Consider the following 17,959-nt stretch of genomic DNA (forward strand, 5'->3'; position numbering starts at 1 on the left):
TTCAACGCCCGACGCGCAAACATAAGTGACCAAAAATGACAACGCTTGACAAGGATGGTCATGCTCCGTACGGTCTCCCACATGAAGTTCGCCACGCGCCTCAACTCGTTCATCGCCGGTGGAGACACCGCCGCAGCCCTCCGTCGCATCAGTGCGACGCAGGGCATCGACTACGTCGACCTCAACTACCCCGAGCACTTCGTCGGCATCGAGCCCGCCGACATGAAGCCCCTCCTCGACGAGCTCGGACTGACCCTCAACAGCGTCGCCATGCGCTTCCGCAAGGACTTCGTCCACGGCGAGTACAGCAACCGCGACGAGGCGGTCCGACGCGAGGCGATCGAGCTGACGAAGGCCGGCATCGACGCCGCGGCCCTCGGCGGCAGCGACCTCGTGACGGTCTGGCTCGGCTTCGACGGCTTCGACTACACGTTCCAGAAGGACTACGCGCGTGACCTCGGTCGCATCGTCGAGGCGTTCCAAGAGCTCGCCGACTACCGCCCCGACGTCCGCATCAGCATCGAGTACAAGCCCTACGAGGAGCGCGTCCACTCCGTCATCCGCAGCGTCGGCCAGACCCTGCACGTCCTCCAGCTGATCGACCGGCCGAACGTCGGGGCGACCCTCGACTTCGCCCACATGCTGATGGCCGGCGACGCTCCCGGCTTCGGCGCCGCGCTGCTGCTCGCCGAGGGCAAGCTCTGGGGCGTCCACCTCAACGACGGCAACAACGACCACGACGACGGGCTCATGATCGGCTCGATCCACCCCTTCGAGACGATCGAGTTCCTGTACTACCTGCTCCGCCACGACTACGACGGCGTCATCTACTTCGACACCTTCCCGATCCGCGAAGACGCACAGGAGGAGGCGGAGACCAACCGCGCCACCGTCGAGCTGCTCATCGCGAAGATCGAGGCGGTCGGCGTCGACCACATCACCTCGGTCATCGACCAGGCCGACGGCATCGCCTCGCAGCGCCTCCGCAACCAGCTGCTGAGCATCACGCCCGCAGGCCACACCGCCTGACCCACGAGCCACCGGGCTCCCGGGCCGGTGCCCGCGCGACGGTCCTCGTCGAGCGGAGCACCGGCCCTCCCAGAACACCTCGAACATGAACACCCGACCCCTTCTCACACCTAGGTGGACACGCAATGGCGCGATCTAGAACTGTCTTCTCCCTGTCCCTCGTGGCGACCATCGCCCTCGTCGCCCTCGTCGGGGGCGTCGTCGGCGGTCGGGCCACCGTCTCCGAGGCCGCTCCGAGCGGAGGTGGGGACGGAGGCGCGGCGGCAGGCGTGAAGGTCGACGTCATCATCCGGGCCAGCGACTCCGCCTACTGGCAGACCCTCCTCGCCGGCTCCGAGGCGGCAGCGGCCGACTTCGGGATCGAGGTGAACACCTTCGGGCCGACCTCAGAGACGGACATCGCCGGCCAGGTGCAGCTCGTCGAGAACTCCGTCTCGCGCGGGGCCGACGCGATCCTGATCGCCCCGAGCTCGAGCGAGGCTCTCAACGCCTCGATCGACGCCGCTCGAGAGGCGGGCATCAAGGTCATCACCGCGGACACGAAGGTCACGGCCGAGATCGAGGGCCACATCGGCACGAACAACATCCTCGCCGGGACGGCGGCCGGGGAGCGCATGTGCCAGCTGCTCACAGAGCAGGGCACCACCACGGGCAAGGTCCTCGTCGAGGCGCCCGTCGCCGGCATCGAGGCCAACCAGGACCGCGACGCCGGGTTCCGCGCAGGCCTCGCGACCGACTGCCCCGACATCGACTCCAGCCTGCAGAGCTACAACAACAACGACATCGGCACCGCCGCCTCCCAGGTGAACGACGCGATCTCGGCCAACTCGGACCTCGTAGGCGTCTTCGCCGACAACAACAGCTCGGGCGTCGGTGCAGCCACAGCCATCAAGGACAACGACGCCGCCGACGACATCGCCGTGGTCGCGTTCGACTCCGACCCGGCGGAGAACGCAGCGCTCGCCGACGGCAGCATCGACTCTCTCGTCGTGCAGAACCCCTGGTTCCTCGGCTACCAGGGCGTCGTCGAGGCCGCGATGGCGACCCAGGGACGCATCCCGCCCGCGAGCCTCGACCCCGGCGTCGCGATCGCCGACCGCGACAACATGGACAGCCCCGAGATCAAGTCGCTCCTCGAGCCGCAGACTGCCGAGACCAACGGATGACCGTCCGCGAGCCCGAGGGCACTGCGGTCCTGCAGCTCACCGACGTCTCCAAGGCCTACGGTGCCGTCCAGGCCCTCAGCGGTGTCTCGCTCAAGCTCGTCCCCGGTCAGGTGCATTGCCTGGCAGGCGAGAACGGTGCCGGCAAGTCGACTCTGATCAGAGTCCTGACCGGTGCCGTGCACCGAGACTCGGGCGACTACGACATCGACGGCGCCACCGTCACCACCGCCTCCCCGGGAGCCCTCCGCACCGCGGGCGTCCAGGCCGTCTACCAGGAGCTCAGCCTCCTGCCGCACCTGTCCGTCGGCGAGAACATGTTCATGGGCCGCTTGCCGTCACGCTCAGGCGTGATCCGGGCCCGTGACCTGCACGACCGGTGCCGCTTCGTCCTCGACTCGCTCGGCCTCGCCGACGTCGACCCCGACGTCATCGTCGAGCGGCTGCCCGCCGCGACGAAGCAGCTCGTCGAGGTCGCCAAGGTCGTCACGGCCGACGCGGTCAAGGTCATCGTCTTCGACGAGCCGACCACGGCGCTGACCGAGGCCGAGTCGGACCGTCTGCTCGACCAGATCCGCAAGTTCAAGCGCGACGGCGTCGCGATCCTCTACGTCACGCACCGGCTCGAGGAGATGTTCGCGATCGGCGACTGGGTGACGGTGCTGCGCGACGGCGAGCTCTCACAGAGCGGCCCGATGAGCGACTACACCGAGGACACGCTCATCAACGCGATGGTCGGCCGAGAAGTGTCGTCGCTATACCCGGACGAGGCACGGGAGGTCCACCCCGCCCGCCTGAGCCTCCGCGCCCTCCGGCGCACGCCGGACAGCCCAGCCGTCGACCTCGAGGCTCGCGGCGGCGAGATCCTCGGCATCGGCGGCCTGCTCGGCTCGGGGCGGAGCGAGCTGCTGCTCAGCGTCTTCGGCTCCGAGCCCGTCGCGTCGGGGGAGATCCTGATCGACGGCGCCGTGGTCCGGGCGGACGGCCCGCGCACGATGATGGACGCGGGTGTCGCCCTGCTGACCGAGGACCGGAAGGTGCTCGGCCTGCTGCCAGAGCTCTCCATCCGCGAGAACGTCACGATCGCGAGCCTCCGGGTCGGGTCTCGACGAGGGCTGCTGCCCGGCAAGGCCCAGTCGGACGAGGCCGACGCGCTGCTCGACAGCCTGCGCATCCGCGCCGGCTCGTACGACCAGCCCGTCTCGACGCTCTCCGGCGGCAATCAACAGAAGGTGCTCCTCGCGCGCTGGTTGCTGACCAAGCCCAAGGTCATCATGTTCGACGAGCCGACGAAGGGCATCGACGTCGGCGCCAAGGGCGAGCTCTACGACGTCATCAACGACCTGGCCCGCCGCGGACTCGCCGTCATCGTCGTGTCGTCCTACCTCCCCGAGCTGCTCGGCCTGGCCGACCGCGTCGTCGTCCTCCGCGAGGGCGCCGTCGCTGGTGAGCTGCCGGGCGGCGCCTCCGAGGAGGACGTGCTCCGCCTCGCCAGCGGCGGGGTCGACGACTCCTCCGACCACCTGCACGGCATCCCGCCGCTCAGCCACGATCCCCACTCCGACCCGGTCACCCGACAGAACATCGAGGAAGTCCCCCATGCCTAAGTTGATGTGGCGCGAACCCATCGAGACCACGACCATCCGAGTGGTGCGGAACGGCGACGACGCCGCAGCCGCAGCCGCCCGCGCGTCGTCCAAGCCGCGGGTCACGACCCTCGGCAGCATCGCCGGCCGCGAGAGCGGCGTGCTCATCGTCCTTCTCGTCGTCTTCGGCGCCCTCACGCTGGCGAGCGACGACTTCCTCACGGGCAACAACCTGGCGAACCTCGCCCGGCAGGTGTCGATCTTCGGCATCCTGGCGATCGGCCAGCTGATGGTGATCCTCACCGGCGGCATCGACCTCTCGGTGGGGTCGATCCTCGGCCTCGCCGGCGCGGTCACCGCACAGCTGCTCGTCGCGGGCGTCCCGATCCCCCTCGCGCTCCTCCTCGGGGCCCTGGTCGGCGCCGTGCTGGGCATCATCACCGGCCTGCTCGTGACGAGGTTCAAGCTCCCGCCCTTCATCGCGACCCTGGGCATGCTCGGCATCGCCCGAGGAGTCGTGCTCGTCATCACCGACGCCAACACGATCCAGGGGCTGCCCGACGGGTTCCAGGAGATCGCCAACGGATCGGTCGTCGGCATCCCCAACCTGCTGATCCTGTTCGTGGTCATCGCGGCGATCGCGGCGTTCGTCCTCAAGCGCACCGTCTTCGGCCGGTACGTCTACGCCGTCGGCTCGAACCCGGAGGCGGCCCGCCTGGCCGGTGTCCCGGTGCGGTTGGTGACCATCACGGTCTACGGCATCGCGGGCCTGCTCTCCGCGGTCGGCGGCGTCCTCCTGACCTCCCGCCTCGGGGCGGGAGTCCCGACAGCCGGCACCGGTTTCGAGCTGCAGGCCATCGCGGCCTGCGTCATCGGCGGGGCCAGCCTCTCCGGGGCGCGGGGGAGCGCGATCGGCGCCGCCTGCGGCGCGCTGCTGATCGGCGTCCTGAACAACGGCGGCAACCTGCTCGCGGTGAACTCGTTCTACCTGCAGATCGCGATCGGCCTGTTGATCCTCGTCGCGGTCGCGTTCGACCAGCTCAACACCCGCGCGGCCGCCCGGGAGTGACCACGGCGGCTGGGTCAGGTGCCACCGGCGCCTCGACCCCGCCGCCGTCCCGTCCAGCCACCACTCACCGAAGGAGTCGTCATGCTCAAGGGCATCGACAGCGCACTGACCGCGGAGCTGCTGTTCGTCCTCATGTCGATGGGACACGGAGACGATCTGCTCCTCTGCGACGTGAACCACCCGGCAGCCTCCATCGCGGCCCACACGACCCACGGCAAGGTCGTCGACCTCGCTGGCTGCGACCTCCCTCGAGCCTGCACTGCGATCCTCTCGCTGATGCCGCTCGACACGTTCGTCGAGGCCCCCGTCAGGAGGATGGCAGTCGTCGACGACCCTGAGCGCCTCGTGACGGTGCAACTGGAGTTCCAAGCCACGCTCGACGGGCTCACCGGCCACCCGGTCACCGTGGAGGCGCTGGAGCGGTTCGACTTCTACGCCGCCGCTCGCCGGTCCTTCGCCGTCGTCCGCACGTCGGACCCTGGCCCGTACGGCTGCTTCATCCTCCGTAAAGGCGTCATCGACGTCGACCGTGGCTCTGTGTCGTCGTGATCCGCCGTCGCCGCCGGTCTCTACTTCGGTGCCCGCGTCGAACGGCAGCAGGAGGCCGCCGCGAGGTCGTCGGGCCGCGGTCGGTGTGAGAGGCGGTGACGAAGGTCGGAAGGCGCCACACGGGTGAGGCGGAGATCGACCCGAAGGCGTTCTCCAGATCGGGTTCGTCGGTGGTCTGAACCACGGCGTTCCCAGAACCGTCCAACCGGGCAGAGACGCCTACTGCTGCCGTGCCTTCACTTCGCTCGCCGTATTGCTCGTCCTAGACGGCTCCAGGCAGATGCAACTCGATGGTCCTCGGTAGCAGGAGCTGCCCGGCCGCATTCCGGCCCGCAATGAGTGAGCGCCTGTTCTTGGCGTGACGGCAACCCTCCGAGGCATCTGACCACGGATCAGAAGGTTGGGGGTTCGAGTCCCTCCAGGCGCACAGAACACACGAGAAAGCCTGGCCATGAGCCAGGCTTTCCTCGTTCTGCGGGGTCGCTCGTCCTTCGCTCGACTGGGACGTCCCCCGACGGATGCCTCCGTGCCGAGCCGGACGCACCCTAGGCGGCGCCTCGGTTCTGTCGCGGCCTCCCACGGCCCCGGGCGGCCCACCTCGTCGTGAGAACTTCGCGGGCGTCTTGGCGACCCGGCGACAAGGGCGTAGGCTGAACAACAGATCAGCCTGTGAACATTTGTTCTCGGCGCAGCGGAGACATCGGAGTCCACGTGCAACGACGCACCCAGATCATCCTCGGCATCGACGCGGGCACCACGTCGGTCAAGACCGTGGCCTTCACGCTCGACGGGTCGATCGTCGGCGTGGCCCGATCGACCGTGCACATCACGCGAGGGCCCCGGGGCGAGGCCGAGGTCGACATGGAGAGGGTGTGGCAGGCCGCCGCCTTCACCATCAGCGCCGTGGTCGACCAGCTCGGCGAGCTGAGCGGCGACGTCGTGGCCATCGGCCTCACGGGCCAGGGCGACGGTGCCTGGCTCGTCGGCGACGACGGCCGGCCGCTCCGGCCCGCCGCGCTCTGGCTCGACGGTCGCGCCTCCGGCGTGGTCGAGACGTGGTCGGCCGACGGCCGCGGCGCCGCGGTCGCCGGCGCCACCGGCTCCCCGCTGTTCCCCGGGGCTCTCCCGGTGCTCGTCGAGGCCCTGGGTGCCGACGGATCGCTCGACCGCGACCGCGGGGTCCACCAGCTGAACTGCAAGGACTGGCTGCGGTTCCGACTCACCGGGGAGAGGGCGACCGACCCCAGCGAGGCCTCTCGCACCTACCTCGACACGGCGACGCTCGAGTACTCCGGCGAGCTCCTGGCGCAGCTCGCGCAGGAGGAGGTGGCCGCCTGGCTCGCACCGGTCATGTCCCCGGCGTCCGTCGCCGGTCGCCTCACCCGGCACGTCGCCGACGTCGTCGGCCTGTCGGCGGGCATCCCGGTGGCTGTCGGACTCGTCGACACGGCCGCCGCGGGCGTCGGCATCGGTGCGGTGGCCGACGGCGACGGCTACGCGATCCTCGGGACGACCGGCTTCGTCGGCGTCAACCACCCGTCGCGCGACCACGTCAGGTCCGACCAGAGCATCGTCCTGGCCACCGGCCGCGGCCGCCAGGTGCTCGAGTCGCTCGCGCCGATGACGGGGACGCCCAATCTCGACTGGGTCCGCGAGTGCCTCGGCCGGGGGGCAGAGGACTGGGCCGACGTCGAGCGCGACGCCGCCGCGGTGCCCCCCGGCAGCGGCGGCGTCCTCTACCTGCCGTACGGCTCGCCGAGCGGGGAGCGCGCCCCGTTCTCCGACGGCGCGGCCTCGGCCGCCTGGCTCGGGATGAGCGTCACCACGTCGTCGGCGGAGTTGCTCCGCAGCGTCTACGAGGGCCTCGCGTTCGCCCTGACGGAGTGCCTCGACGTCCTGCGGCTGGACGGCGTGCTCGCGATCTGCGGGGGAGGCTCCGACTCCGACCTCTTCTGTCGCGTCCTCGCCGACGTGTCCGGCCGGACCGTCGAACGTCAGGACGCCCCCGAGGTCGGCGCGCGCGGCGCGGCGACGCTCGCAGGGGTCGCCGCCGGGGTCTTCGGCGACCTCACGAGCGGCGTCGCCGCGCTCGCGCCGACGACCACCCGGTTCGCCCCCCGCGCCGAGAGGGCCGAGCTCTATCGCCGCGCCTTCTCGACCTTCATCGCGACGCGCGACGCGCTCCGCCCCTCCTGGCCCGAGCTGCGGGTGCTCCGCGGCCTGGTCCCGGACCCCGTGGCCGAACGGCCCGAGCTCACCCCGTCACACCACTAGGAGGAACCATGACCACCAGCGACAAGCCCACAGTCCTCGTCACGGCGTCGTTCGACGCCGACGTCGCCGCCTCGCTCGGCGATGTCTTCACCGTCCGAACGGTCGACCCGAGCACGGACGGCACGAGCTTGGCCGACCGAGGGCTCGGCACCGAGCTGGCGGAGGCCGACGCGATCGTGGCCGAACTCGACCTCGTCGACGCTGCGACGCTGGCCGCGGCGCCGCAGCTCCGCTTCGTGGTCTCGTGCCGCGCCGCGCCCGTCAACGTCGACCTCGCCGCCTGCTCCGCCCGGGGCATCCCCGTCGCGACGACGCCGGGACGCAACGCCGAGGTCACCGCCGACCTCAGCTTCGCCCTCTTGCTGGACACCGTCCGCCACGTGAGCGCTGCGGAGCGCTGGCTGCGGGACGGCCACTGGAGCGAGGAGGACGTCTTCGAGCCCTACGAGCGCTTCCGCAGCATCGGCCTCGGCGGACGGACGCTGGGCATCCTCGGCGGCGGAGCCGTCGGTGCGCGCGTGCTGCGGCGCGCCCGCGGCTTCGGCATGACGGTCAAGGTCTACGACCCGTTCCTGCCGGCGGACCACTTCGGCTCGGAGGCGACCGTGGTGTCGCTCGAGGAGGTCATGTCGACCTCGGACGTCGTCACCGTGCACGTGCCGCTGATGCCGGAGACCGAGGGGCTGATCGGGGCGGCGGAGCTCGCGATGATGCAGCCCCACGCGTTCCTCGTGAACGCAGGCCGGGCCGCGATCATCCAGGAGGAGGCGCTGATGGACACCCTGCGCGAGCGACGCATCGCAGGCGCCGGCTTCGACGTCTACTACCAGGAGCCGCTGCCCGCGGAGTCCGAACTGCGGACCTTCGAGAACGTGACGCTGACTCCCCACATCGCCGGCGCCTCCGACGACGTCGTCGCCGAGCACTCGAGGATGGCGGCGGAGGCGCTGCGTGCGTGGCGCGCAGGCGAGCCCGTGCGCGCTGTCGCGAACCAGCGCGACCTCGTGGCGTCCGTGTCGTCCTGACCCGTCCACTACTGGGCGTCAGCGCAGCAGCACCCGGGCGGTCTCGACGTCGGTGACCAGGGCCGTGGCGAGGCCGCCCTCGAGTGCCGACCGCAGGGGTTCGACCTTGGCGGGCCCGCGCGCGATGACGAGGCGGCGGGGGATCCGTCGCAGGGCGTCCAGCGTCAGGCTGACCACGCGGCGGTCGAGGTCGCTGTCGATCGGTCGGGCCGAGCGGTCGAAGTACCGGCCGGCGAGGTCGCCGACCGCGCCCCGTTTCGTCAGCTCGCTCCGCACCTCCTCGTCGAGGGAGGGCAGGAGCAGGCCCTCGCCCAGCGACATCCCGCCGAGGCCGGAGATCATGACGTCGGCCTCGGCGGCGCGCGTCATCACGGCCCTCACCGACGGATCACTGAGGGCGAGGCGTGCTGCCTCCTGTGTCGCGGCCACCAGCGGCGCGGGGACGTGGAAGGCCTGGCCCCCGGTACGGGCGGCGAGCTGCAGGGCGAGCTCGTGGGGATTCGAGGCGACGGCGCGACCGCCCGTGGAGCCGCCCAGAGGGACGAACTCCGCGCCCGGCCGGGGGTGGTCCCCGAACGCCGCGACGGCCGCCGCGACGGCGCTCGACAGGCTGAGGGCGACGACGCCCGCTCCGTCGGTGACCGACTCGACGGCTTCGGCCGCGACCGTCGCGAACGAGCGGGCGTCCTTCTGCGGTTCGCCGAGCGACGGCGAGAGCCAGGCCTGAGCGAGGCCGAACCGGTCCGTGAGGGCGCGCTGCTCGTCGGCGAAGAGCGGCTCGTCGCTGTGCACCGTTATCTCGACGATTCCCTGTGCCCGCGCCTCGGCGAGCAGCCGTGTCACCCGGATGCGCGACAGCCCCAGGGCGGTCGCGATCTCTTGGTGCGTCATGCCGAGCTCGTAGTACATGCGTGCGACGCGACCCAGGAGCATCTGCCCATCTTCCCACCCGCTTGACACCGACGCCGTGCCGCCCCAGGATGAGTGCATCGGTTCAAGACGGTGAACATATGTTCACCATCAGGTCGGCCACCAATCCACTCAACGAGGAGTACGACATGGTCAGCACCCCCGCCCCCGTCAGCGAGGGCCGCTTCGCGCGGCTGCTGCGCACGCAGGGAATCTCCCGCCCCATCGCCTGGGGCTTCGTCGCCGTCACGATCTTCATGGTGGGCGACGGCATCGAGGCGGGGTTCCTCTCGCCCTACCTGGACGAGCTCGGCTTCTCGAACGGGGACATCGCCTTGCTCTTCTCGGTGTACGGCATCGTCGTCGCCGTCGCCGCCTGGCTCAGCGGGGCCCTCGCCGAGGCCTGGGGTCCGAAGCGGGTGATGATGCTCGGATTCGGGATCTGGTTCGTCTTCGAGATCGTGTTCCTGCTGTTGGGGGTCATGCAGCAGAACTTCGCGGTCATGCTCCTGGCGTTCGGCATCCGCGGCCTCGGCTACCCGATGTTCTCTTACGGGTTCCTGGTGTGGGTGACGATGGGCACCCCCGAGCCGGTGATGGGCCGGGCGGTCGGCTGGTACTGGTTCTTCTCCACTCTCGGCCTCGGCGTGATCAGCTCGTACTTCGCCGGCGCGGTCATCGGCACCCTCGGCGAGCTCGGCACCCTCTGGACGTCGTTGGCCTTCGTCACCGTCGGCGGCCTGATGGTCGCGTTCCTGCTGCGGAACCCCGTCCGCGAGCCGGTCACCCTGAGCAACAGCGTCCGGGGAGTCGTCAGCAGCATCACGATCGTCGGCTCGCGACCCAAGGTCGGGATCGGCGGGGTCGTCCGCATCATCAACACGCTGTCGTTCTACGCCTTCGTCGTCTTCCTCAGCACCTACATGGTCCGCGAGATCGGCTTCACGCAGGGGCAGTGGCAGGTCATCTGGGGCACGATGCTCGCGGCCAACGTGGCCGCCAACCTCATCTCGGGGTACCTCAGTGACTGGATCGGCCGCATCAACGTCATCGCGTGGGCGGGCGGCATCGGCTGCTTCGCGACCGTCCTCGCGCTGTTCTACGTGCCCACGGCCCTGGGCCCGGCCTTCGGCGTCACGCTCGTCATCGGAATCTTCTACGGTCTCGCCCTCGGCATGTTCGTGCCCCTGTCGGCGGTCGTCCCGCTCCTGGCCCCACGCAACAAGGCGGCTGCGGTCGCGATCCTCAACCTGGGCGCCGGCCTCAGCCAGTTCGCCGGGCCCGTCGTCGCCGGTCTCGTGACCCCGCTCGGCGTCCAGGGGACCGTCTGGATCATCGCGTCGTTCTACCTGGTCGGCTTCGTCCTGACCTTCTTCCTGCGGCAGAACGACGCCGAGCGCGACGAGGCGCGGGCCATCTCGGAGGAGGAGGCGGCCCTGGTCGCCGCCGTCTAGCCACGCACCGTCCGGCCGGGCGCGCCCTCGCACCCGGCCATCGCATCCTCGGAAGGAACCACCGTGACCACCACCACCACCACCGATGTCGATCTCGACGCGACGATCGCCGAGCTCATCGACGTGGGCCGCACCGCCGTCGACCGAGGCCTCGTCCTCGCCTCAGGCGGCAACCTCTCCGCCCGGGTGGGCGCGGACCGGTTCGTCGTGACCGGCGCCGGCACCTGGCTCGACCGGCTGACGCCGGAGCACTTCGCCCTCATGGGCCTCGACGGCGAGCACCTTGGCGGCGCCGAGAAGCCGTCGAGCGAGTGGAAGCTGCACCAGCGCAGCTACCAGGTGCGCAGCGACGTGAACGCCGTCGTCCACGTGCACCCGCAGGCCGCCGTGCTGCTCGACGCGCTGGGGCACCAGGTCCGGCTCTTCACCCTCGACCACGCTTACTACGTCAAGAGCGTCGGCAGGACGGACTTCCACCCCAACGGCTCGGACGCCCTCGCCGACTCCGCCGCCGAGCAGGCGAAGGAGCACGACTGCATCATCATGGGCCACCACGGCTGCTCCGCCCTCGGCGAGAGCATCGAGATGGCGTTCCGTCGGGCCCTGAACCTCGAGGAGGCGGCGACCGCGACGTTCCGCGCGCTCCAGCTCGGGGACACCACGACCACCTTCCCCGCAGCGGCCTTCGATGCGCTGCACCACGCCTGAGCCGCCGAGGAGCACCCACATCGTGACCACCGCCGCGCCCCACACCGTCGACGACCAGATCGACGCCACCACCCGCGCGTTCCTCGAGCGCCCCCCGCGCCTCCTCATCGACGGCGAGCTGGTGGAGGCCCGGTCCGGCCGGACCCTCGACGTCGTCGACCCGGGCACCGGGCAGAAGATCGCCGTAGCTGCCGCCGCCGACGCGCTCGACGCCGACCGGGCCGTCGACGCGGCGCGTCGTGCGTTCGAGCCGGGCGCGCCGTGGCGGACCATGTCCGCCCTCGACCGCGGGCGCCGCATCGAGCGCTTCGCCCGCCTGCTCGAGGAGCATGCCGACGAGATCGTCGCCCTGGAGGTGCTCGACGGCGGCAAGCTGCGCGGGGCGGTCGTCGCGGGAGACCTTCCGCTGGCGGTGAAGCACCTCGACTACTTCGCCGGCTGGGCCTCGAAGATAGAAGGGAACACGATCCCCGTGTCGGTGCCCGACACGATGGTCCGTACCGAGCGCGAGCCCGTCGGCGTCGTGGCGCAGATCGTGCCGTGGAACTTCCCGCTGCTGATGGCCATGTGGAAGATCGCCCCGGCGCTCGCCGCGGGCTGCACGATCGTGCTGAAGCCGGCCGAGAACACTCCGCTCACCGCGATGCGGTTCGGCGAGCTGGCTCTCGAGGCCGGCATCCCGCCCGGGGTGCTGAACATCCTCACCGGCTTCGGCGCCGAGGCGGGGGAGGCGCTCGTCGACCACCCGGGCGTGGACAAGGTCGCCTTCACCGGCTCGACCGCGGTCGGCATCCGCATCGCACAGAGGGCTGCGTCGCAGGTCAAGCGCGTCACCCTCGAGCTCGGAGGCAAGAGCCCGAACATCGTCTTCGCCGACAGCCCCGTCGAGGAGGCCGCTCTCGGCGCCGCGTCCATCTTCGGCAACGCGGGTCAGGCCTGCTCCGCCGGTACCCGGCTCTACGTCGAGCGGAAGTCGTTCGACGACGTGGTCGGCCGACTGAGCGAGATCGCCTCGGGCATGCGGATCGGACACGGCCTCGCCGAGGGCAGTGACCTCGGGCCCGTCATCAGCGATCGCCAGCACGAGCGCGTCCGCGGGTACATCGACGGCGCGCTCGAGCAGGGTGCGACCCTCGCCGCCGGCGGGTCGAGCATGCCCCGCGGGGTCGACGACCGCGGCTACTACGTGCAGCCGACCGTCCTCACCGACGTCGACGACACCTTCACCGCCGTGCGTGAGGAGATCTTCGGCCCCGTCGTCGTCGCCCAGCCGTTCGACGACCTCGAGGACATCGCTCGACGCGCGAACGACTCGCCCTACGGCCTGGCTGCAGGCATCTGGACCCGCGACATCGCCCGGGCGAACCGCCTGGCGCGGCTGCTCCAGGCCGGGACCGTCTACATCAACATGTACGGCCAGACCGACGCCGCTGCACCGTTCGGCGGCTACAAGCAGTCGGGCTACGGCCGCGACATGGGGCACGCCAACCTCGAGAGCTACCTCGAGACGAAGACCGTCTGGACGAGCCTCGTCTGAGCCGCCGCCCGCGTCCGTGCGGGGACTCGAGGCGCTTCTCGTGCGGCCCTGAGGCCGGGCGCTGAATCCGGGCGGCGTCCTCCGGACGCGAGCCTGGCCGCGGCGCTCCGCCCGAGCTAGTCGTCGACGGCCGGAGGTGCGGGGCGAGGGTGCCGGATCGTCGCGACGGTGCCCGTCACGCAGACGGCGGTGGCGACGACGAGCGCGACGAGGACCAGCACGTCCACGAGGGCCGCGCCTCCTTCTCCGGTCGCCATCCTGACGACGACGCTCACCACGCAGGACAGCCACACGACGGCCGCGATGCCCCAGCCCACGGAGGAGCCGCGGAACGTCGGCCTCCGCAGCCGGAGCCGGCCCCGATCGCGGTCCGTCTCGTCGTCCATCGTCGTGGTCCCCTCATCGTCGTCGACCTCCCCACCGTACGTCGGGCCCCCTCGACGGCTCAAGGGGGCCGTGCGCGAGGGGTCGTCCTCGAGGAGGGGGCGCATCGTCCTGAAGGCGGTCGGCACGGGGCCGCCGGCCTGTGATGCTCGCGGGATGACGCGTTCACTCGTGACGACTCTCGGCTGGTGGCTGCTCGGCGCGGCCGTCGGTCTCGTGCTCGGCGGTGCCACCTCCTATGGCCAGCAGCACCTGCCCGGCGGGCTGAGCTCGTTCGCGAACTCGAGCGGCGGCTGGACGGTCCTCACCTTCGCGAGCGTCGTCGTGGTCACGCGGAGGCCGAGCGCCCGCCGGTGGTGGAGGGCGGCCGGGCTCGGCCTCGTCGTGTTCCACGCCGCGGTCCAGGGGTACGTGGTCGTGTCCACCCTGCGGGGCTTCCCCGACTCGTACGGTCCGGGCGACTTCTGGTTCACGGCGGCGACCCTGGCCGGGCCCGTCATCGGGCTCGCCGGGCTGTGGTGGTGGTCACCGCGCCCCGTGCTCCGTGCGGCGAGCATCGCGGTCCTCGCCGCGGTGATGATCGGCGACGGCGTCTCCGGCCTCGTCCGCGTCGCGGAGACGACGGGGACGACCTGGTGGCTGATCAGCATCGCGCTGGGCGTCGCGGCGCTCGGCTGGGTCGTGGTCCGTCGCCTCGACGGGTGGCCGGAGCGCGCGCTCGCCGTCGGGCTCACGGCCGTCGGAGCCGCGGCCTTCGTCGCCGTGTTCAGCGTGCTCTGAGGGCGTCCGCGTCGAAGCGGCCATCCTCCGGGCAGCCGTGCCTGGCTCGAGCTAGTCGGCGGGGCAGGTGAAGGTGCCGAAGGCGCCCTCGTGGACGCCCGGGCCGAGGTCGGCGCAGACGCCAGCCTGGCCGGCGAACACGGCCTGGAAGTAGACGACCCCGGCGATGAACGCCGCGGTCGTCGCGAGGCCGACGATGATCCCGACGAGGGCGACGGCGTCCTTCTCACCTGCTCGACGTGCCCGGTGGAGCGCGACGACGCTGACGACGGCGCCGACGGGTCCGGCGACGCAGGCGAGGATCAGCCCGAGCACGGCCAGGCTGCGGGGGTTCGGCGGCGACGGCGCGGCGACGACCCTGGCCTCGCGGGCACGGCCCCGGTTCCTAGCCACGGGCGAGCGTGTCCGAGTTGCATAGCGAGGAGGACGACCAGCGTGCACAGGAGGCGACGGACGCCGTGGTCATCGTGCCTCCTTCCCGGACGAGGGTCGACGCCAGGCTATTCGTCGTTCTCGACTGCGGACTGGGTGCCCTCGGCCCGGCGTCACGCGCCGTCACCGTCGTGCGGGTGTCGGCGGCGACGGGCAGGGTGGGGGGATGAGCTCCGCCGCACCGAACGTCGTCACCCCGCAGCCCCTCGACCCGACACCCGTCGTCCACGTGCTGCACGACAACGAGGAGTGGCTGCCGCCGCTGCTCGCCGCGCTCGACGCCGCGGGGGTGCCGCACGCCGAGCACCTGCTCGACGGGAGCTCCTTCGACCTGTCGGCCGCGCCTCCTGCGGGGGTGTTCTGGTCGCGCCTGAGCGCGTCGGCCGCGACCCGCGGCAGGGCGACGGCGAAGGAGGTGGCGCGCGCCACCCTGCGCTGGGCCGAGCGGCACGGTCGCCGGGTCGTCAACGGCAGCGGCGTGGTCGAGCTCGAGGTGAGCAAGGTCGCGCAGTACCTGGCGCTGTCGGCGCACGGCTTCGACGTGCCGCGGACGGTCGCGGTGTTCGGCACCGCCGACCTGGAGGCGCGGGCGCGCGAGCTGCCGACGCCGTTCATCACGAAGCACAACCAGGGCGGCAAGGGCATCGGGGTCCGCCGGTTCGACGACCACGAGTCGTTCGACGCGTACGTCGGCGGCCCTGACTTCGAGCAGCCCGTCGACGGCGTCACGCTGTTGCAGGAGTACCTGCAGGCCGAGGAGCCGTTCGTCACCCGCGCCGAGTTCGTGGGCGGCCGCTTCGTCTACGCGGTCCGGGTCGACACGTCGGCCGGCAGCTTCGAGCTGTGCCCTGCGGACGCGTGCGTCGTCCCGGCGGGTGCCGACCCGGCGACCTGGGCGCCGTTCGCGGTGCGTCCGTCGGTGACCGCCGAGCACCCGCTCGTGGTCCGGCTCGAGGAGTTCCTCGCCGCGCAGGGCATCGAGGTGGCCGGCGTCGAGTTCATCGAGACGGTCGACGGCCGGGTCGTGCCCTACGACGTCAACACGAACACGAACTACAACCCCGACGTCGAGCGGGAGTCGTCGGTGTCGGCGACCGCGGCGCTCGCCGCGTTCCTCGGGGGCGCGCTGTCGGACGCCGCGTAGGCGCGCCTGCGGGGTCCTGCTGCCCGATGCGGCTGTTGCGATGCGAGCCACACCCCCGAACCAGCACCACACCCCGCACGTCGAGGGTGTCGTGCTGGTTCGGGGGTGTACCGCTGAACGAAGGGCCGAGCCCGGCGCCACCGGAGCCGGGGCGCCGGCACCCGCCGTTAGTGTCGACGCAGACCCGAGGAGACCCATGAGCACGTCCGAGCCCGCCGCCGCCGCACCCCCACCCGCGACCGCGAGCACACCGGAGCGCTGGGACCACGTCGTCGTCGGCGCCGGAGTGATCGGTGCGGCGACCGCGCGGGCACTCGCGCGACGCGGCGGAGACGGCGGCAGCGGAGACGGCGGCAGCGGCGCGAGCGTCCTGCTCGTCGAGCAGTTCGGCCGTGGCCACGACAAGGGCTCGTCGCACGGGGCGAGCCGGATCTTCCGTCGCGGGTACACCGCCGACGACTGGGTCGCGCTGACGGGCGACGCGATCACGGCGTGGCAGGAGCTCGAGGCCGAGACGGGCCGCACCCTGCTCGACTTCACGGGCGCGCTCGACCACGGCGACCCGGACGTGCTCGACGAGATCCAGGCGGCGCTCGAGCGCGGCGGCGTCGCCCACGAGCGGCTCACCCCCGACGAGGCCGCGACGCGCTGGCCGGGGCTCCGCTTCGACACGAGCGTCCTCGTCCACGCGCAGGCCGGGCGGGTCCGCTCGGCCGACGCCGTCGAGGCGCTGCTCGACAGCGCCGCGGCCGCGGGCGCCGAGCTGCGCTTCGACACCGCAGTGGCCGCCATCGACACCCTGGGCGACGACGTCGTGCTCCGTCTCGAGGGCGCAGGAGGCGCCTCCTCGACGGTCGTGTCGGCCAGCGTCGTGCTCGCGGTCGGCTCCTGGGCGCACCACGTCGCCGGCGACCTGGTCGAGCGTGGGGGAGCGGCCCTGCCCGAGGTCAGGGTCACGCAGGAGGAGCCCGCCCACTTCGCGACGGAGCTGCCCGACGACGCCTGGCCGAGCTTCGTCCACCACCCCACCGACCCGGCGCTCCGGGCCCGGGTCAGCACCATCTACGGGCTGCTCACCCCCGGCCAGGGCGTCAAGGTCGGCACCCACGGCACCGGGCGTGAGGTGCATCCCGACGCCCGGCTCGCGTCGCCCGGCGCCGAGGGACAGGCCGTGCTGCGCGCGTACGTCGCGGAGTGGGTGCCCGGCGTCGACGTCGACACGCTCGCGCCGATCAGCTGCCTCTACGACACGACGCCGACCGAGGACCCGGTGCTCGACAGGGTCGGCTCCGTCACGGTCGCGACGGGGTTCTCGGGGCACGGCTTCAAGTTCGGCGCCGTCTTCGGCGAGCTGCTGGCCGGGGTCGCGACGGGGACCCCCGCGCCGGAGCGGTTCCGGCTGCGCCGCCGCTGAGCCCCGAGCAGCTGGACGCCGTCGCGGCTGAGCCCGGCACCGAGCCTGATCAGTCGTCGGTACGACGCCGCGGACGGCCCCTCATCCCGAGATGCACGCAGACGATCCCGATGACGACCATCGGCAGGCCCGCCCACGGTGAGTCCAGCGTAAGGAAGAGGGTCACGCCGAGCAGGCTGAACACCACCCCGACCCCGACGTCGTCGTTCCGCCTCTTCTCTGCGGCGGCCTTCGCGCTCGCCTCAGTCTGCTGTCCGGGTCGCTCCTCGTCCATCGCTCCAGGCTAGGCAGGTGCTCGCGTCGGTTCCTCCCCCTCCCGACGGACCCGAGGAGGAGGTCGTCCCGACCGCCGCGGTGGTCGCGCGGCGTCCCTCCGCGATAGCGACGAAGCGACGCGATGTTCCGAGGAGGTTCGTCGCTCTCGCGAGGGTTCGCGCCTGCCGCGGCCGGCGTCAGCCGGCGGGGCCGAGCAGCTCGCGCGCGAGCTCGCGGACCGCGGCGC

At 71.5% G+C, this 17,959-nt stretch carries 17 protein-coding genes and 1 tRNA gene; 14 read left to right on the forward strand and 4 right to left on the reverse strand.

Translation table 11 applies throughout. From position 1 onward, the window contains the following. The first annotated feature begins 81 nt into the window (after positions 1-81). The 8 genes from RWM17_RS02605 (at position 82) to RWM17_RS02640 (ending at position 8,695) form a co-directional block, all read left to right on the forward strand. On the forward strand, positions 82-1,029 hold the full coding sequence (locus tag RWM17_RS02605; protein ID WP_314101076.1) for a sugar phosphate isomerase/epimerase family protein: 948 nt from the start codon (positions 82-84) through the stop codon (positions 1,027-1,029). Positions 1,030-1,190: 161 nt separating this feature from the next. Then, positions 1,191-2,195 carry an ABC transporter substrate-binding protein gene (locus RWM17_RS02610; RefSeq protein WP_314101079.1) on the forward strand — a complete coding sequence of 335 codons (1,005 nt, stop codon included), beginning with the start codon at positions 1,191-1,193 and terminating at the stop codon, positions 2,193-2,195. Beyond that, positions 2,192-3,799 carry a sugar ABC transporter ATP-binding protein gene (locus RWM17_RS02615; RefSeq protein WP_314101081.1) on the forward strand — a complete coding sequence of 536 codons (1,608 nt, stop codon included), beginning with the start codon at positions 2,192-2,194 and terminating at the stop codon, positions 3,797-3,799. Before RWM17_RS02610 ends, RWM17_RS02615 begins: the two co-directional genes overlap by 4 nt. Continuing rightward, positions 3,792-4,847, forward strand: a complete 1,056-nt coding sequence (locus tag RWM17_RS02620; RefSeq protein ID WP_314101083.1) for an ABC transporter permease — start codon at positions 3,792-3,794, stop codon at positions 4,845-4,847. Before RWM17_RS02615 ends, RWM17_RS02620 begins: the two co-directional genes overlap by 8 nt. An 81-nt stretch (positions 4,848-4,928) precedes the next feature. Further along, a complete protein-coding gene (locus RWM17_RS02625; protein WP_314101085.1) occupies positions 4,929-5,396 on the forward strand; it encodes an RbsD/FucU domain-containing protein in 468 nt (155 codons plus the stop codon). A gap of 343 nt (positions 5,397-5,739) precedes the next feature. Further along, positions 5,740-5,823 (forward strand) — tRNA-Arg (locus RWM17_RS02630). Between the two features lie 284 nt (positions 5,824-6,107). Then, positions 6,108-7,670: an FGGY family carbohydrate kinase gene (locus RWM17_RS02635; RefSeq protein WP_314101086.1), complete on the forward strand. Its 1,563-nt coding sequence runs from the start codon at positions 6,108-6,110 to the stop codon at positions 7,668-7,670. Between the two features lie 8 nt (positions 7,671-7,678). Beyond that, a complete protein-coding gene (locus RWM17_RS02640) occupies positions 7,679-8,695 on the forward strand; it encodes an NAD(P)-dependent oxidoreductase (RefSeq protein WP_314101089.1) in 1,017 nt (338 codons plus the stop codon). 18 nt (positions 8,696-8,713) lie between these two features. On the opposite strand, the gene RWM17_RS02645 is transcribed toward RWM17_RS02640, so the two are convergent. Then, on the reverse strand, positions 8,714-9,628 hold the full coding sequence (locus RWM17_RS02645) for a sugar-binding domain-containing protein (RefSeq protein WP_314101091.1): 915 nt from the start codon (positions 9,626-9,628) through the stop codon (positions 8,714-8,716). 77 nt (positions 9,629-9,705) lie between these two features. Between RWM17_RS02645 and RWM17_RS02650 the strand changes: the two genes are divergently transcribed. The 3 genes from RWM17_RS02650 (at position 9,706) to RWM17_RS02660 (ending at position 13,303) form a co-directional block, all read left to right on the forward strand. Further along, positions 9,706-11,058, forward strand: coding sequence for an MFS transporter (locus RWM17_RS02650; RefSeq protein ID WP_314101093.1), 1,353 nt, complete (start codon positions 9,706-9,708; stop codon positions 11,056-11,058). A gap of 63 nt (positions 11,059-11,121) precedes the next feature. Continuing rightward, positions 11,122-11,766, forward strand: coding sequence for a class II aldolase/adducin family protein (locus tag RWM17_RS02655; RefSeq protein WP_314101095.1), 645 nt, complete (start codon positions 11,122-11,124; stop codon positions 11,764-11,766). A gap of 22 nt (positions 11,767-11,788) precedes the next feature. Beyond that, positions 11,789-13,303, forward strand: a complete 1,515-nt coding sequence (locus RWM17_RS02660) for an aldehyde dehydrogenase family protein (protein WP_314101097.1) — start codon at positions 11,789-11,791, stop codon at positions 13,301-13,303. Between the two features lie 116 nt (positions 13,304-13,419). Here RWM17_RS02660 and RWM17_RS02665 read toward each other — a convergent pair whose 3' ends face one another. Then, on the reverse strand, positions 13,420-13,689 hold the full coding sequence (locus tag RWM17_RS02665) for a hypothetical protein (protein ID WP_314101098.1): 270 nt from the start codon (positions 13,687-13,689) through the stop codon (positions 13,420-13,422). A gap of 154 nt (positions 13,690-13,843) precedes the next feature. On the opposite strand from RWM17_RS02665, the gene RWM17_RS02670 reads away from it, so the two are divergent. Continuing rightward, entirely contained in the window at positions 13,844-14,467 is a 624-nt protein-coding gene (locus RWM17_RS02670; protein WP_314101100.1) for a DUF6518 family protein, read from the forward strand. 51 nt (positions 14,468-14,518) lie between these two features. Here the strand turns inward: RWM17_RS02670 and RWM17_RS02675 are convergent, their stop codons facing one another. After that, positions 14,519-14,860: a hypothetical protein gene (locus tag RWM17_RS02675; RefSeq protein WP_314101102.1), complete on the reverse strand. Its 342-nt coding sequence runs from the start codon at positions 14,858-14,860 to the stop codon at positions 14,519-14,521. Between the two features lie 205 nt (positions 14,861-15,065). Between RWM17_RS02675 and RWM17_RS02680 the strand changes: the two genes are divergently transcribed. Continuing rightward, positions 15,066-16,043 carry an alpha-L-glutamate ligase gene (locus tag RWM17_RS02680; protein WP_314101104.1) on the forward strand — a complete coding sequence of 326 codons (978 nt, stop codon included), beginning with the start codon at positions 15,066-15,068 and terminating at the stop codon, positions 16,041-16,043. Between the two features lie 196 nt (positions 16,044-16,239). Then, on the forward strand, positions 16,240-17,457 hold the full coding sequence (locus tag RWM17_RS02685) for an FAD-dependent oxidoreductase (RefSeq protein WP_314101106.1): 1,218 nt from the start codon (positions 16,240-16,242) through the stop codon (positions 17,455-17,457). A 49-nt stretch (positions 17,458-17,506) separates the two neighbouring features. Here the strand turns inward: RWM17_RS02685 and RWM17_RS02690 are convergent, their stop codons facing one another. Beyond that, a complete protein-coding gene (locus RWM17_RS02690; protein WP_314101107.1) occupies positions 17,507-17,731 on the reverse strand; it encodes a hypothetical protein in 225 nt (74 codons plus the stop codon). Positions 17,732-17,959 lie beyond the last annotated feature (228 nt).

The sequence above is a fragment of the uncultured Frigoribacterium sp. genome, assembly GCF_963515265.1.
GTDB lineage: Bacteria > Actinomycetota > Actinomycetes > Actinomycetales > Microbacteriaceae > Frigoribacterium.

Bases quoted from the DNA above. Each gene is read 5' to 3' on its own strand.
- RWM17_RS02605 (WP_314101076.1), top strand. From the start codon at position 82: ATGAAGTTCGCCACGCGCCTCAACTCGTTCATCGCCGGTGGAGACACC.
- RWM17_RS02615 (WP_314101081.1), top strand. From the start codon at position 2,192: ATGACCGTCCGCGAGCCCGAGGGCACTGCGGTCCTGCAGCTCACCGAC.
- RWM17_RS02620 (WP_314101083.1), top strand. From the start codon at position 3,792: ATGCCTAAGTTGATGTGGCGCGAACCCATCGAGACCACGACCATCCGA.
- RWM17_RS02625 (WP_314101085.1), top strand. From the start codon at position 4,929: ATGCTCAAGGGCATCGACAGCGCACTGACCGCGGAGCTGCTGTTCGTC.
- RWM17_RS02640 (WP_314101089.1), top strand. From the start codon at position 7,679: ATGACCACCAGCGACAAGCCCACAGTCCTCGTCACGGCGTCGTTCGAC.
- RWM17_RS02645 (WP_314101091.1), bottom strand. From the start codon at position 9,628: ATGCTCCTGGGTCGCGTCGCACGCATGTACTACGAGCTCGGCATGACG.
- RWM17_RS02650 (WP_314101093.1), top strand. From the start codon at position 9,706: ATGTTCACCATCAGGTCGGCCACCAATCCACTCAACGAGGAGTACGAC.
- RWM17_RS02665 (WP_314101098.1), bottom strand. From the start codon at position 13,689: ATGGACGACGAGACGGACCGCGATCGGGGCCGGCTCCGGCTGCGGAGG.
- RWM17_RS02670 (WP_314101100.1), top strand. From the start codon at position 13,844: ATGACGCGTTCACTCGTGACGACTCTCGGCTGGTGGCTGCTCGGCGCG.
- RWM17_RS02680 (WP_314101104.1), top strand. From the start codon at position 15,066: ATGAGCTCCGCCGCACCGAACGTCGTCACCCCGCAGCCCCTCGACCCG.
- RWM17_RS02685 (WP_314101106.1), top strand. From the start codon at position 16,240: ATGAGCACGTCCGAGCCCGCCGCCGCCGCACCCCCACCCGCGACCGCG.
- RWM17_RS02690 (WP_314101107.1), bottom strand. From the start codon at position 17,731: ATGGACGAGGAGCGACCCGGACAGCAGACTGAGGCGAGCGCGAAGGCC.